The organism is Rhizobium anhuiense bv. trifolii (assembly GCF_024346605.1).
Lineage (GTDB): Bacteria > Pseudomonadota > Alphaproteobacteria > Rhizobiales > Rhizobiaceae > Rhizobium > Rhizobium anhuiense.
Genome location: NZ_CP098803.1, coordinates 1864032 through 1878362, shown reverse-complemented (window position 1 = coordinate 1878362; position 14331 = coordinate 1864032). Strand labels below are relative to the sequence as shown.

Annotated in this window: 12 protein-coding genes and 1 pseudogene; 9 read left to right on the top strand and 4 right to left on the bottom strand. The window is 61.9% G+C overall.

Annotated features, from left to right (window positions below; translation table 11 throughout):
• Nucleotides 1-78 precede the first annotated feature (78 nt).
• The 5 genes and pseudogenes from NE851_RS17885 (at nt 79) to NE851_RS17865 (ending at nt 3060) form a co-directional block, all read left to right on the top strand.
• Nucleotides 79-537: an RDD family protein gene (locus tag NE851_RS17885; RefSeq protein WP_097542997.1), complete on the top strand. Its 459-nt coding sequence runs from the start codon at nt 79-81 to the stop codon at nt 535-537.
• A 218-nt stretch (nt 538-755) separates the two neighbouring features.
• On the top strand, nt 756-1532 hold the full coding sequence (locus NE851_RS17880) for an arginyltransferase (protein ID WP_047616394.1): 777 nt from the start codon (nt 756-758) through the stop codon (nt 1530-1532).
• The gene (locus NE851_RS17875; protein ID WP_097542996.1) at nt 1533-2417 is read left to right on the top strand and encodes a DMT family transporter; all 885 of its coding nucleotides are present in this window, start codon (nt 1533-1535) and stop codon (nt 2415-2417) included.
• A 56-nt stretch (nt 2418-2473) separates the two neighbouring features.
• Nucleotides 2474-2692 (top strand): annotated as a pseudogene (locus NE851_RS17870) (AbrB/MazE/SpoVT family DNA-binding domain-containing protein); the annotation flags it as partial.
• Nucleotides 2693-2703: 11 nt separating this feature from the next.
• Nucleotides 2704-3060 carry a type II toxin-antitoxin system death-on-curing family toxin gene (locus tag NE851_RS17865; RefSeq protein ID WP_097542995.1) on the top strand — a complete coding sequence of 119 codons (357 nt, stop codon included), beginning with the start codon at nt 2704-2706 and terminating at the stop codon, nt 3058-3060.
• Here NE851_RS17865 and NE851_RS17860 read toward each other — a convergent pair.
• Together NE851_RS17860 and parC are read right to left on the bottom strand one after the other, a co-directional pair.
• Nucleotides 3044-3502: an SRPBCC family protein gene (locus NE851_RS17860; protein WP_047616391.1), complete on the bottom strand. Its 459-nt coding sequence runs from the start codon at nt 3500-3502 to the stop codon at nt 3044-3046. The genes NE851_RS17865 and NE851_RS17860 overlap by 17 nt on opposite strands.
• A gap of 152 nt (nt 3503-3654) precedes the next feature.
• On the bottom strand, nt 3655-5910 hold the full coding sequence (gene parC, locus NE851_RS17855; protein WP_097542994.1) for a DNA topoisomerase IV subunit A: 2256 nt from the start codon (nt 5908-5910) through the stop codon (nt 3655-3657).
• Between the two features lie 342 nt (nt 5911-6252).
• Between parC and NE851_RS17850 the strand changes: the two genes are divergently transcribed.
• The gene (locus NE851_RS17850; protein ID WP_047616388.1) at nt 6253-7440 is read left to right on the top strand and encodes an aq_1923 C-terminal domain; all 1188 of its coding nucleotides are present in this window, start codon (nt 6253-6255) and stop codon (nt 7438-7440) included.
• Between the two features lie 104 nt (nt 7441-7544).
• Here the strand turns inward: NE851_RS17850 and NE851_RS17845 are convergent, their stop codons facing one another.
• Nucleotides 7545-8186 carry a TetR/AcrR family transcriptional regulator gene (locus tag NE851_RS17845; RefSeq protein ID WP_097542993.1) on the bottom strand — a complete coding sequence of 214 codons (642 nt, stop codon included), beginning with the start codon at nt 8184-8186 and terminating at the stop codon, nt 7545-7547.
• 66 nt (nt 8187-8252) lie between these two features.
• On the opposite strand from NE851_RS17845, the gene NE851_RS17840 reads away from it, so the two are divergent.
• A complete protein-coding gene (locus tag NE851_RS17840; RefSeq protein WP_097542992.1) occupies nt 8253-9422 on the top strand; it encodes a serine hydrolase domain-containing protein in 1170 nt (389 codons plus the stop codon).
• A gap of 66 nt (nt 9423-9488) precedes the next feature.
• Here the strand turns inward: NE851_RS17840 and aspS are convergent, their stop codons facing one another.
• On the bottom strand, nt 9489-11279 hold the full coding sequence (gene aspS / locus NE851_RS17835; RefSeq protein ID WP_047616382.1) for an aspartate--tRNA ligase: 1791 nt from the start codon (nt 11277-11279) through the stop codon (nt 9489-9491).
• 252 nt (nt 11280-11531) lie between these two features.
• Between aspS and NE851_RS17830 the strand changes: the two genes are divergently transcribed.
• Nucleotides 11532-12923 carry a multicopper oxidase family protein gene (locus NE851_RS17830; protein ID WP_097542991.1) on the top strand — a complete coding sequence of 464 codons (1392 nt, stop codon included), beginning with the start codon at nt 11532-11534 and terminating at the stop codon, nt 12921-12923.
• Between the two features lie 170 nt (nt 12924-13093).
• A complete protein-coding gene (gene rnd / locus NE851_RS17825; RefSeq protein WP_063474265.1) occupies nt 13094-14239 on the top strand; it encodes a ribonuclease D in 1146 nt (381 codons plus the stop codon).
• Nucleotides 14240-14331: the final 92 nt, after the last annotated feature.

Below are 14331 nucleotides of genomic sequence, written 5' to 3'. Positions count from 1 at the left end.
GGCGATTTGGGGGCAGATTATTGCATTTTGCCCTGCCGATACCATATCAGCGGCATCGTTTTTCCGCAGGAGATTGAGATGAGCTACAACCCCAATCCGCTTTATGCCGCACCGGAGGACTGGCGCGCCTATAGCGGCGTGTTGAGCCGCCGTGTCCTCGCCTTCATCCTCGATTACGTCATCGTGGCGCTGCTCTGCATTCCCGCGGCGATCGTACTGTTCTTCCTGTCGATCGTCACGCTGGGGCTCGGCTTCTTTCTCTACCCTGCCCTCTTCGTCATCGTCGCCGGCATTTATTTCGGCCTGACGGTGGGCGGACCGAGCCAGGCCTCGCTCGGCATGCGCGCCATGGGAATCGCAATCGTGCGCGTCGATGGGCGGCCGATGGATTTCATGACGGCGATCGCGCATCTGGCGCTGTTCTGGATCCTCAACTCGGTGCTGACGCCGCTCATCCTGCTGGCCGGCCTGTTCATCGAGCGCAGCCGTCTCGTCCACGACCTGCTGGTCGGCACGGCAACGGTGCGCACAGCCTGAGACCCTGGCTCAAAGCCTCATTGCAACTTTGGGCTTTTTTGGAGGGCGGAGACGAAATAAAGTCTCCGCCTTGCCTTTGCCGGGAACTTCGGACGCTCCATATCTAAAATTAGAAGACTGAAATGAAGGGCGAAACCCGCCCCGCTGTTGACGTTTTCTATTCTTAGGTCATGCTGTCTGAAAACGGCACTGTCTCGACAAGGAAATTTCCGCGACAAATGAATACGCAGACCACGCCATCCCCGCAGTTTTATCTGACGGCTCCGGCTGCGTGTCCATATTTGCCGCATGAGATGGAGCGCAAGGTGTTCACCCATCTGGTCGGCCCGCGTGCCGCCGAGATGAACGACATCCTGACGCAGGGCGGTTTCCGCCGCTCGCAGAACATCGCCTACCGCCCGGCCTGCGAATCCTGTCGCGCCTGCGTTTCCGTGCGCATTCTCGCCCAGGAATTCGAGCCGACGAAATCGATGAAGCGGGTGCTTGCCGCCAATTCCGACGTCATCGCCACTGAATTCCCCGCCCAGCCTTCCAGCGAGCAATATTCGCTCTTCCGGCGTTATCTCGATTTTCGCCACCAGCAGGGCGGCATGTCCGACATGACCGTGCTCGACTATGCGATCATGGTGGAAGACACGCATGTGAATACGAGAATCATCGAATACCGCCGGCGCGAGGAAGGCTCCGGACTGGAGCAGCGGCCGAAGGGCGAGCTGCTTGCCGCAGCGCTGACCGATACGATGAGCGACGGGCTGTCGATGGTCTATTCCTATTTCAATCCGGCGCTCGATCGGCGTTCGCTCGGCACCTTCATGATTCTCGACCATATCAGGCGCACGAAAGCGCTGGGACTGCCGCATGTCTATCTCGGCTACTGGGTTCAAGGGTCGCGGAAAATGGACTACAAGACGCGCTTCCAGCCGCAGGAGCATCTGACGCCGCGCGGCTGGGAACGTTTCGATCCCGCCTCCATGCCCGAAAGCACCCACGACTGAATGTTCCCCACCGCTCTTTCCGATCATCGGAAGGGTCTGCTGCTGACGGCGATCGGCGGGCTGGCGCTTTCGATGGATATCCCGCTCGTCCGTCTTGGCGATGGCGACATCTGGTCGATCCTGGGAATACGAAGCGCAGCAACGATTCTCGCCACGCTCGTCATCCTTGGAGCAATGCGCCTTGCCTCGGGCAAATGGCCGGTCCTCATTCCTGGGCGAGCAGGCCTATTCGCCGGCCTGCTTTACGGCCTCTCCTCCCTCACCTTCGTGCTTTCAGTCTTCAATACGGCCACAGCCAATGTCGTCTTCATCGTCGCCTTCAACCCGATGTTCGCTGCCCTGCTTTCCTGGATCTTCCTGAAGGAGAAGCCGCAGGCCGCGACGCTGATCGCCATGCTGTTCATGATCTTCGGCGTCGGGCTGATCGTGCGCGAAGGGCTTGCGAGCGGCCATATTTTTGGCGACGCCATGGCGCTTCTCAGCGCGCTTATTCTTGCCGCAGCCATCACCATCGGACGTGGCTCGCGCCGGGAAATGGGCTTCGTGCCGCTGCTTGCCGCCATCCTGCCGGCCGCCCTCGGCCTCGCGCAAGCTCTGCCCTTGGGATTTTCCATCGCCCATCCCGGCTGGATCCTCTTGAATGGCGCCATCATGATGCCGGTCGCCTTCTGGTGCCTTGCAACGGGGCCGCGTTATCTTTCCGCGCCTGAAGTCGGCATGTTCTATCTGCTGGAAACCGTGCTCGCGCCGATCTGGGTTTGGCTGATCTTCGCCGAAACGCCGGCGACGATGACGCTGGTCGGCGGCGGCATCCTGGTGACGGCGATCGCCGGGCATTGCTTCTGGATGGTGCGGGAGAAGAGCATCAGGCAACCAGCGGAATAGGACGTTGCCGCCGGATCGGACCATGTTGTAACTCCGTTATTACAGGGGATAAAATGATGAAGGGCACAATCCGCAAGGTCGGCAATTCCGAGGGCGTTATTATCCCTAAAGAGGTACTGCAGCGGCTGGGCTTGAGCAGCGGTGACAGCCTCGAATTGCGAGAGGTCGAGGGTAATATTCGGCTCGTGCCGGAATCGGCTGACCTTGCCGAGCAAGTGCGGGCAGCCCGCATCGGCATGGAAAAATATCGAGTGGCGCTCCGCGAATCCGCCAGGCGGTTGAAAATATGCATGACGAGCAGATTGCCGAGCATGGCGGTCTGTCTGGCCTGCGGGATGCCAACGCATTGGAAACCAGTTTGGCGCGCCCGCTCGACAAGGCGGCATGTGGCGAAACCGATATCTTCGTATTCGCCGCAGCGTATCTCTACGCCATTGTTAGAAACCACCCATTCAAGGATGGAAACAAGCGTACCGGCTATCTCGCGGCGTTTACGTTTCTCTATATCAACCGCTACGTCATCAATGCCGATAACGCGCAGGTCATTGCATTTGTACTCGACGTCGCCGCCGGCGAGATCGACGAGGAAGGCGCGACCCGCTTCCTTCGGGATTTCAGCATAGCGCTCAACCCGTCGCCTTGAACTGCTGCTGCTCCAGTTCCCTGCCAAGCCCCTCGATCACATGCGCCCAGCCTTGCCGGGTCTTTTCCTCGTGTTCGGCCCATTCGGCGCACATTTCGTGGGTCAACGTCAGGCGGCTGCCGCCGCCGAGAGGCTCGATCTCGATTTCGACGCGGTCGCAATTGTGATCATGCTCCTCGACGGAGAAGCTGAAGACCATGCGTCGTGGGCGCTTCAGTTCCAGGAAGACTCCCTGGTGGAAGGCGTCGCCGGTCGGGCGGCGGTCGACGACGAAGAAACGGCCGCCGACATGCGGATCGATATCGGCGCGGATGACGTGACCGTCATCGGTCGCGAACAGGAAGCGGCGGGCGATTTCGGGGTTAAGCCAGGCGTCGTAGACGACGGCGGGCGGGGCCCTGTAGGTGTGGCTGACATGCACTTTAATTGTGCTGGCGGGCATCAATTTTCCTCCGGTAATGCGCGCACACTCCTCCCGTGCGCGGCCTGCGACCATTCCGTCCGCCTCCGGAGCCGGCCTCTCATATTTTTGGTAACAGCAATGAGATAGAGGAGTTGCCGCGCCCGCCAAGAGACGAGCGCGGAATTTATGCCTCAGCCGGCGAATTTACCGCTGCGCGGAAAGCCCTTCGGCACGGTGCGACCGGCAGTGGCGCGGTCGGCCAGCCATTCGGCAAGCTCGTCCTTGTTCTTCGTGAAGGTACGGCCGGCACTGTCTTCCCAGATAAGGCCGTCTGATATCGCGAAGCAGCGGACGTCGGAAATGCCGCCATCCTTGTAACGCTGCAGACGGACGCCCTTGCCGCGCGACATCTCCGGCACCTGCGCCAGCGGGAAGACCAGCAGCTTGCGGTTTTCGCCGACGACGGCGACATGGTCGCCGCTGACGGGCACGAGCAGTTGCGTTTCCTCGGGCAGCGCGACGTTCATGATCTGCTTGCCCTTGCGCGTATTGGCGACCAGCTCTGCCTCCGGAACGACGAAGCCGTTGCCGGCTGTGGAGACAATCAGCTGCTTGCGCGCGGGATCGTGGACGAAAGCGGTCAACACCGCCTGATCGTTATCCATGTCGACCATGATGCGCAGCGGCTCGCCGTGACCGCGACCGCCGGGCAACTTGTCGCCGCCGAGCGTGAAGGCCTTGCCGCCGGTCGTGACGATCAGGATCTTGTCCGTCGTCTGCGCCGGGAAGGCTATCTTCAAGCCGTCGCCTTCCTTGAAGGTCAGCGTCGCCGTATCGGCGATATGGCCCTTCAGCGCGCGGATCCAACCCTTTTCGGAAATGACGACGGTGATCGGTTCCTTCTCGATCATCGCCTGCTGGATTGCTTCCTCGTCGGCCTCAGGCGCATCGGCAAACTGCGTGCGGCGGCGGCCGACCTCGGTCGCCTTGGCGAATTTCTTCTTCACTTCGCCGATTTCCCAGGCGACCGTCTGCCACTGCTTTTCGTCGGAGGCAAGAAGTGTCTCGATCTCACCCTTTTCCTTGGTGAGTTCGTCGAATTCCTTGCGGATCTCGAACTCTTCGAGCTTGCGCAAGGCGCGCAGCCGCATGTTGAGGATCGCCTCGACCTGATTGTCGGTCAGATCCCAGCGCGCCATCATCACCGGCTTCGGCTCATCCTCCTCGCGGATGATGCGGATGACCTCGTCGATGTTGAGATAGGCGACCAGAAGACCACCGAGAATTTCGAGGCGCCTGTCGATCGCCGCCAGACGGAAGCGCGAGCGGCGCTGCAGAACTTCGCGGCGGTGGTCCAGCCACTCCTTCAGCACCTCGTTCAGCGCCATGACCCGCGGGATGCGGCCCATGGAGAGCACGTTCATGTTGAGCGGGAATCGGCTCTCGAGCTCCGTCAGCTTGAACATCGATTCCATCAGGATCGTCGGATCGACGCTGCGGGTCTTCGGCACCAGCACGACACGGATGTCCTCGGCCGATTCGTCGCGGATATCCTCCAGCAACGGCAGCTTGCGGGCGATCAGCAGCTCGGCGATCTTCTCGATCAGCCGCGATTTCTGCACCTGGAAGGGAATTTCGGTGATGACGATCTGGTAGCCGCCGCGGCCGAGATCTTCCGTCTGCCATTTCGCCCGCACGCGGAAACCGCCGCGGCCGGTACGATAGCTCTCGATGATGCTGTCGCGGCTGTCGATGATGATGCCGCCGGTCGGGAAGTCCGGGCCGGGAATGAATTCGACGAGCTTTTCGACGGTGGCATCCGGATGCTTGATCAGATGCAGGGCGGCATCGCAAAGCTCGTGGGCATTGTGCGACGGGATCGAGGTCGCCATGCCGACGGCGATGCCGGAGGAGCCGTTGGCGAGCAGATTCGGGAAGGCGCCGGGAAGGACGACCGGCTCGGTATTCGATTCGTCGTAAGTATCACGGAAATCGACGGCATCCTGATCGATGCCCTCGAGCAGCAGTTCGGAGACCGCCGTCATCTTCGATTCGGTGTAACGCATGGCGGCGGGGCTGTCGCCGTCGATATTGCCGAAATTGCCCTGGCCGTTGACCAGCGTGTAGCGCTGCGAGAAATCCTGGGCGAGACGGGCAAGCGCATCGTAGATCGACTGGTCGCCGTGCGGATGGTAGTTACCCATCACTTCGCCGACGATCTTGGCGCATTTCCTGAAGGCTGTATTCGGCCTCAGCCCCATCTCGTTCATCGCATAGACGATGCGGCGATGGACGGGCTTCAGCCCGTCGCGCACGTCAGGCAAAGCGCGGTGCATGATGGTCGACAGCGCATAGGCAAGGTAACGCTGCTCGAGCGCCGCCTTGAGGTCGACCGGCTGGATGTTGTCGTCGTCTCCGCCGGAAGGCGGCAAAATCTCTTGTCCCATGGGTCTTGACTAGCCCAGAAGAGCCCGGCGGGCAAGGAATCTAGCCTATTGCAGCTGTGGATGAAGTCTTGGGAATGACATCTCCAACGCATCGTGCTCTCCGAAAATCGGAATGGATTTTCGCAGAGCACGATGCGAGGATTGAAAGTGTTACAGTGTCCTTTGCGCGTCTGAAAGACGCGCGGCACTGTAAGGATGAGACAAACGTTCCGCCGTAATTTGGACTTCGTTTGCCGTTCCTTTCAACGGAAATTTAGAAGTCCGCAAATATAAAGCGGGCCCAATCCGTAGTAGCGTAACTGCAGATTTCCAACCGCCACACGCCACCAGAGGAATCACCCCATGAATATTTCCCGGACAACGCGGCTGATGCTGTCGGGCGCCGCCTTTTTCTCGCTCGCCGGTTCGGCTTTCGCTCTCGACGGCACCGATTTGCTGAAGAAGCTCAATGCCGCCTATGCCGCTCAGGGCGGGACGATTGCGGCTGAGAACATCGACATCGACGGCACGACCGTGACCTTGAAGAATGTCACCGTCAAGCCGACCGGCGGCGAGAGCCTGCCGATCGGCGAAGTCACCCTTTCCGGCGTCGAAGAAGACGAGGATGGCGGCTATTACATCGAAGAGGCCGCCTTCCCCGATATCAACAAAACGGAAGACGGCGTCACGGTGACGGCGCAGGAGCTGACGCTCGGCGGCATTTCGATCCCGGCAACGGCGGGCGGCGACACGCTCGATACCATGATGCTCTACGAAAGTGCCCATACCGGCCCGCTGAAGGTGGTCAAGGACGGCGCGGAAGTGTTCTCGGTGCTCGAAAGCAATATGAACCTGACGCTGCGCGAGGACGAATCCGGCTTCGATTTCGACGGCGCCTTCAAAAGCATGAAGGCCGATCTGACCAAGACCCAGGATGCGCAGAGCAAGGACGCGATCGAGAAGCTCGCTCTGCAGCACGTCCAGGGCGACATCACCATGAAGGGCGCCTGGGAACTCGCGCCCGGCACGATCGACATTTCGGAATTCGCCCTCGATTTCACCAACGTCGGCAAGCTCAATCTCGGTTTCAAGATCTCCGGCTACACGATGGCCTTCATGAAATCGATGCAGGATGCGATGAAGGAATCCGAAGCCAATCCGAACAAGGAACAGTCGCAGCAGGCGCTCGGCCTTGCCATGCTTGGCCTGATGCAGCAGCTGTCCTTCGAGGCCGCACAGGTGCGCTTCGAAGATGCTTCGATCACCAAGCGCGCGCTGGATTATGCCGGTTCGCAGCAGAACATGTCCGGCAAGCAGATGGCGGATTCGCTGAAGGCGATGACGCCGATCATGCTGGCGCAGCTCAATATCCCGGAACTGCAGAACGCCGTTTCGGCCGCCGTCAACACCTTCCTCGACGATCCGAAGAGCCTGACGGTCAAGGCCGCGCCTGAAAAGCCGGTGCCGTTCCCGACGATCGTGGGCGCCGCCATGGGCGCCCCGAACACCCTGCCGCAGGTGCTCGGCGTCAAGGTTACCGCCAACGACTGATCGCTTCGATCTTGCGATCAAAGGCCCGGCAGCAGTGAACTGCGCCCCAAAGGTTGATGTCCAACTTTCGGGGCCAGTTCACGGACTGCCGGGCCTTTTCGTTTTCAGGCGCGGTGGCGGGCGACCTCGGCGATCGCGTGGGCTGCGATATCAAGCAGTTCTTCAAGAGGCGCCCCGTCCCTCGCCTGCACCGACATGCCCTGGATGATGGCGCCGAGGAACCGTGCGAGTGCGCGAGGGTTCGTCCCGGCCTTGATATCGCCTTCGCGAATGCCGCGCTCGATCCTCGCGGTGAAAGCGTCGAGCGACCGACGGCGCATCGCGGCAACATGATCGACGATCACGTCGTTCTCGCTGGCGCAGTTCAGCGCTGCCGTCGAGATCATGCAGCCTTTCGGATGCTCCGGTGCCGAGAAGATCGCCGCCGAGCCCCGCAATATGCGCTCGAAGGCGGAGACGGTGTCGATCGGCTCGCCGAGCGCGGAAAACGTATCGGCGCCCAGGCCGCGATATTGCTCGAGCGCCGCGCGATAGAGATCGGCCTTCGAGTGGAAGGCGGCATAGAGGCTTTGCGGCGTGATGCCCATGGCGGCGGTGAGATCGGCGATCGAGGCGCCCTCATATCCATGCGCCCAGAAGGTCTCGCGCGCCGCCGAGAGAACGGTCTCGCGGTCGAAGGCCGGCGGGCGGCCGCGTCGTCGGGCGGTGGTTTTTTCTACGTCTGGAGTATTTTTCACAATGATCACTCTAGAAATTCGAGGCGCCTTGCTATATTCAGGAACGGTCATTGTGATTATAGGAGATTTAATCTGATGAGTCTTCCCCTCGAAACGGCGGATGCCGACAGGAGTTCATCCCTTGCCGCAGCGGTCGATGCGGCAATCACAAGCGCGCTTACCGAACAACGGCTGGTTGGAACGGTGGTGCTTATCGCCCGCGACGGAGAGATCGTCCATCGCCGCGCCGCCGGCCTTGCCGATCGCGAAAACGGTTTGGCCATGCGCGAGGACACGATCTTCAGGCTCGCCTCCATTACCAAGCCGATCGTCACCATCGCCGCGATGCGGCTCGTCGAGCAGGAAAGAATCGGGCTCGACGACGCGGTGACGCAATGGCTGCCGGACTTCCGTCCAAGGCTGCCCGACGGCGCCGAAGCAACCATTCGCATCCGCCACCTGCTGACCCATACAGCGGGCCTCGGCTACAGCTTCTCCGAAGAGGACGGCGGCCCTTATATCAGCGCCGGCGTTTCCGACGGCCTCGACGAACCGGGACTGCCGCTGGCCGAGAACCTGCGGCGGATCGCCAGCGCGCCGCTGCGCTTCACCCCGGGCAGCGACTGGCAATATTCCCTCGCCATGGATGTTCTGGGCGGCGTCATCGAGGCGGAAACCGGCGTGCCGCTCGGCGACGCGGTCGCTGATCTAGTGACGAAACCGCTCGGTCTTGCCGATACCACGTTTTCGGTTCGCGACCGCAGCCGGCTGGCGGCGGCCTATATGGATGCTTCACCGGAACCGGCGCTGATGGGCGAGAATGCGCTGGTGATGTCGCTGATGGGTCCCATCCGCTTCGCGCCGAACCGTATCTTCGACCCCGCCTCCTATCATTCGGGCGGCGCCGGCATGGCGGGAACCGCGGGTGACGTGCTCGCCATCCTCGACACCATCCGCAGGGGCGGCGCCCCGCTGGTCTCGAGCGAAACCGTAGGGATGATGACGACCGACCAGGCCGGCGGGCGCCGCCAACAGCACGAGCCCGGTTCCGGCTTCGGTTTCGGCTGGTCCGTTATCACCAATCCGGCCGAGGCAGGCGTCCCCTTCCCCAAGGGCACGCTGAAATGGGGCGGCGTCTACGGCCATAGCTGGTTCATCGACCCGGTCAACGGGCTGACCGTCGTGGCGCTGACCAACACGACGCTGGAGGGCATGTGGGGCAAGTTCACCGTCGATCTTCGCGAGGCGATCTACGCGGCATTATGAGCGAGTGAAACAAGCAAAAAGCCCGGCGGTTGTGCCGCCGGGCTTTTGCATTTGGGATCAGAGATCTCAGTCTTTCTTGACCGGCGGGATCGGCCGGATCGAGAGCTCGCGCAGCTGCGTCGGCGTTGCCGGGCTCGGCGCCCCCATCAAGAGGTCCTGGGCCTGCTGGTTCATCGGGAACAGCGAGATTTCGCGCAGGTTCTTCGCGCCGACGAGCAGCATGACGATGCGATCGATGCCGAAGGCAGCGCCGCCATGCGGGGGCGCGCCATACTGGAAGGCACGGTAGAGACCGCCGAAACGATCTTCGACATCCTGCTGGCTGAGGCCGACCTTCTCGAAGGCGGCGACCATGGTTTCCGGCGACTGGTTGCGGATCGAGCCCGAGGCGATTTCGAAGCCGTTGCAGACGGCGTCATACTGGAACGCCTTGATCGTCAAGGGATCCTGGTTCTGCAGCGCGTCAAGGCCGCCTTGCGGCATCGAGAACGGGTTGTGGGCGAAGTCGACCTTCTTGTCTTCCTCGCTCCACTCGAAGAAGGGGAAGTCGACGATCCAGCACAGTTCGAAGCGGTCGCGGTCGACGAGGTTCAGTTCTTCGCCAGCCTTGGTGCGAGCCTCGCCGGCGAACTTGTAGAACTTTTCCGGCTCGCCGGCGACGAAGAAGCAGGCGTCACCATCACCGAGACCGAGCTGGGTGCGGATCGCATCGGTGCGTTCCTCGCCGATGTTCTTGGCAAGCGGACCTGCGCCTTCGAGCTTGTCGTTCTCGCTGCGCCAGAAGATATAGCCGAGGCCCGGCTGGCCCTGGCTCTGCGCCCAGGCGTTCATGCGGTCGCAGAAGGCGCGCGAGCCGCCGGTCTTTGCCGGGATCGCCCAGATCTCAACCTTCGGGTTGGAGGCGATCATGCCGGCGAAGACCTTGAAGCCGGAGCCGGCGAAATGCTCGGTCACCGCTTCCATAACGATCGGGTTGCGCAAGTCCGGCTTGTCCGAACCATATTTGCGGATCGCCTCGTCATAGGGGATGCGCGGCCATTCCTTGGTGACCGGCTTGCCTTCGGCGAATTCCTCGAAAATGTTGGTCATCAACGGACCCATCGTGTTCCAGACGTCTTCCTGGGTCACGAAGCTCATTTCGAGGTCGAGCTGATAGAATTCGCCCGGCAGGCGGTCGGCGCGCGGATCTTCATCGCGGAAGCACGGCGCGATCTGGAAGTAGCGGTCGAAGCCCGCGACCATCAGCAGCTGCTTGTACTGCTGCGGCGCCTGCGGCAGGGCATAGAAGGTGCCGGGATGAATGCGCGAGGGCACGAGGAAGTCGCGTGCGCCTTCCGGCGAGGAAGCCGTCAGGATCGGGGTCGTATATTCGGTGAAGCCGACATTGCCCATTTCGCGGCGCATGGCGGAGATGACCTGGGTGCGCTTGACGATGTTCCGGTGCAGCGTTTCGCGGCGAAGATCGAGGAAACGATATTTGAGGCGGACGTCCTCGGGATAGTCCGGCTCACCGAAGACCGGCAGCGGCAATTCCTTGGCGGCGGAGAGGACTTCGATCTCCTGCGCGTAGAGCTCGATCTCACCGGTCGCCATGGTCTTGTTGACGGTGTCTTCGGTGCGGGCCTTGACGAGACCGTCGATGCGGATGACCCATTCACCGCGCACGGTTTCCGCCATCTTGAAGGCCGGGCTGTCGGGATCGGCGACGACCTGGGTAATGCCGTAATGGTCGCGAAGGTCGATGAAGAGAACGCCGCCATGGTCGCGAACGCGGTGGACCCAGCCGGAAATGCGGACGGTCGAGCCGACATCCGTCTTGCGGAGTGCGGCGCATGTGTGGCTGCGATAGCGATGCATGATGTCAAATCCTGGCATGTACTGAGACGGCAGCAAGGGTTTCAGGACCCTCAAGCGCCGACAAGAAAATCGGGCGGAAAAGCGCATGGACGCTCCGATTTGTCAAGGCTTGGCGCACGCGGCCGGGCGTTTGACACGCGTTTATGGCGAGGCGGCGGCCGCCATGCTGCGGCAGTTTGGCCGCGCTTGCCGTATTGCTGAAGCTACCGGTCAACTTTAAAAGGATCGGCATTCTCACCGTGGAGCGTCCGCATGCCTCTGCTTACCCGCCGCAACCTCTTGAAGGCATCCGCCGTCGCGGGCGCTTATGGCGCCGGCATTGGCATTGCCGGCAAATTCGGGCTTGCCGAGGCAGCTCCCGAGCCGCAGTTGCTGACGGCGGTAAAGACCGAGGCCATGCTGACCGAGGCGGGACCGACCAAGGATATCATGAGCTGGGGCCACGACGGCATGCCGCCGGTTTTGAGGATGACCAAGGGACGCCCTTATGCGGCGCGGCTGAAAAACGGGCTCGACGAGCCGACCACGATCCACTGGCACGGGCTTCGCATCGACAACCGCATGGACGGCGTACCGTTCATGACGCAGCCCTACATCTATACCGGCGACAGCTTCGATTATGCCTTCACGCCACCCGATGCCGGCACCTTCTGGTATCATCCACATTGCAACACGCTGACGCAGATGGGGCACGGCATGACCGGCGTCATCGTCGTCGAGGACCCAGCCGATCCGGGGTTCGATGCCGAAGTGGTGCTGAACCTGCGTGACTGGCGGCTCGGCGGCGACGGGCAATTCATCGCTCCCTTCCGGCCGCGCGACGCGGCCAAGACCGGCACCTACGGCACGGTGCGCACGGCCAACTGGCACCAGGAACCGCAATATGACGCGCCGGCCGGCGGGCTGGTGCGGCTGCGCATCGCGATCACCGACGTGACGCGGATCTTCTCGCTGAAGATGGAAGGCGCCGATGCGACGGTGATTGCGATCGACGGCAACCCGGTGCCGAAGCGTTTTCCCCTCGACCTCCTGCAGATCGGGCCGGGTCAACGGCTCGATCTCGCCGTGCGCATGCCGGATAGCGACGGCGCGGTCGCGACGCTGGAAGATATCCGCGGCACGACGCCGAAGACGATCGCCAGCCTGCGCGCGGTCGGATCATCGTTGAAGCGCGATATCGGCGATCTCGGGACGCTTGTCGAAAATCCGGTGCCGAAGGCCGATCTTTCCGCCGCCGAACAGATCCCGCTGGTGCTGAGCGCCACCGCCGAGAATGCCGCCGTCGAAAGCATCTGCGGCACGCTCGGCTACAGTTTCTGGGCCATCAACAAGGTGCCGTGGCCGGGCGACACGCCCGATCCGACGGCGCCGCTTGCGGAATTGAAGCTCGGCAGGAGCTATGTCTTCAATCTGGAGAACACCACGCCGCATACGCATCCGATCCATCTGCACGGGATGAGCTTCACGGTGATCTCCTCCTCGACGCGGGAGGTGATGCCGCTCACCTCCGATACCTATCTCATCCAACCGGACGAGAAGGTGCAGCTCGCCTTCGTCGCCGACAATCCCGGCGACTGGCTGCTGCATTGCCATATCATCGAGCATCAGAAGACGGGGATGACGAGTTATCTCAGGGTGAGCTGAGACCGCGCGCCTTCACGATCGTGGCCGCGCGTCGCGCCGTGGTTCGCCCTTGCCTCAGTTTGGACGTGATTCTTCGCCAGCAATGCTCGAAGCGTATGCTGTTGTATTGACATATCGAACCGAAAGGAGAAGGAAGGTTCAACCGACCTTTTCCTTGCGAATGAAATGATATGATCGAAACCACCGCCGATTTGGCGGCCGCCTGCAAAGAGCTGGCCAAGTCCGACTTCATCACCATCGACACCGAATTCCTGCGCGAGACGACCTTCTGGCCGGAGCTCTGCCTGATCCAGATGGCAAGCCCGACGACCGAAGTTCTCGTCGATCCGCTGGCCAAGGGCATCGATCTCGCCCCCTTCTTCGAGCTGATGGCCGATACGAAGGTGCTGAAGGTCTTTCATGCGGCGCGCCAGGACATTGAAATCATCTTCAATCGCGGCAATCTCATTCCGCATCCGATCTTCGACACGCAGGTCGCCGCCATGGTCTGCGGCTTCGGCGACAGCGTCTCCTACGATCAACTGGTCAGCCGCATCAAGAGTGTCCATATCGACAAGTCGTCGCGCTTCACCGACTGGAGCCGCCGGCCGCTCTCCGACAAGCAGCTGGAATATGCGCTGGCCGACGTCACCCACCTGCGCGACGTCTACCTGTCGCTGAAGGCGGAGCTCGATCGCGAAGGCCGCACCTCCTGGCTCTCCGAGGAAATGGACATTCTCGAGGCGCGCGAAACCTACGACATGCATCCCGACGATGCCTGGCAGCGATTGAAGATGCGCCTGCGCAAGCCGCAGGAGCTGGCGATCCTGAAATATGTCGCCGCCTGGCGCGAACGCGAGGCCCGCGCCCGCAACGTGCCGCGGTCGCGCGTGCTGAAGGACGATGCGATCTACGAGATCGCCCAGCAGCAGCCCAAGGATACCGAGGCGCTGGGCCGGTTGCGCACCATTCCGAAAGGCTGGGAGCGCTCGACTTCCGGCGCCGCTGTCATCGAGGCCGTCAACGCGGCGCTTGCTCTTCCGAAGGCCGATATGCCGCACGCACCACGCCAGGCGCAGGCGCCCGAAGGGGCCGCTGCCGCCGTCGAACTGCTCAAGGTGCTGTTGAAGCTGATTTCGGAAAAACACGGCGTGGCGCCGAAGGTGATCGCCAACAGCGAGGATCTCGACAGGATCGCCGCCGAGGGCGAAAAGGCCGATGTCGCGGCCCTCAGCGGCTGGCGGCGCGATCTTTTCGGCGAGCCGGCGCTGCGGCTGATCCAGGGCGACATCGCTCTGCGCTTCGTCGACCGGAAGGTCGAAACCGTCAGCCTCTGAGGTTGGATAGATTATGCAGCACTTCCAAGGGCTGCATCGTGCTTCACGCGTCCGAACGACGCGGCGCCGTCGTTTCGAATTCGCTTGACGGT

Coding starts and splice junctions, on each gene's coding strand:
- NE851_RS17885 (WP_097542997.1), top strand. CDS start 79: ATGAGCTACAACCCCAATCCGCTTTATGCCGCACCGGAGGACTGGCGC.
- NE851_RS17880 (WP_047616394.1), top strand. CDS start 756: ATGAATACGCAGACCACGCCATCCCCGCAGTTTTATCTGACGGCTCCG.
- NE851_RS17875 (WP_097542996.1), top strand. CDS start 1,533: ATGTTCCCCACCGCTCTTTCCGATCATCGGAAGGGTCTGCTGCTGACG.
- NE851_RS17865 (WP_097542995.1), top strand. CDS start 2,704: ATGCATGACGAGCAGATTGCCGAGCATGGCGGTCTGTCTGGCCTGCGG.
- NE851_RS17860 (WP_047616391.1), bottom strand. CDS start 3,502: ATGCCCGCCAGCACAATTAAAGTGCATGTCAGCCACACCTACAGGGCC.
- parC (WP_097542994.1), bottom strand. CDS start 5,910: ATGGGACAAGAGATTTTGCCGCCTTCCGGCGGAGACGACGACAACATC.
- NE851_RS17850 (WP_047616388.1), top strand. CDS start 6,253: ATGAATATTTCCCGGACAACGCGGCTGATGCTGTCGGGCGCCGCCTTT.
- NE851_RS17840 (WP_097542992.1), top strand. CDS start 8,253: ATGAGTCTTCCCCTCGAAACGGCGGATGCCGACAGGAGTTCATCCCTT.
- aspS (WP_047616382.1), bottom strand. CDS start 11,279: ATGCATCGCTATCGCAGCCACACATGCGCCGCACTCCGCAAGACGGAT.
- NE851_RS17830 (WP_097542991.1), top strand. CDS start 11,532: ATGCCTCTGCTTACCCGCCGCAACCTCTTGAAGGCATCCGCCGTCGCG.
- rnd (WP_063474265.1), top strand. CDS start 13,094: ATGATCGAAACCACCGCCGATTTGGCGGCCGCCTGCAAAGAGCTGGCC.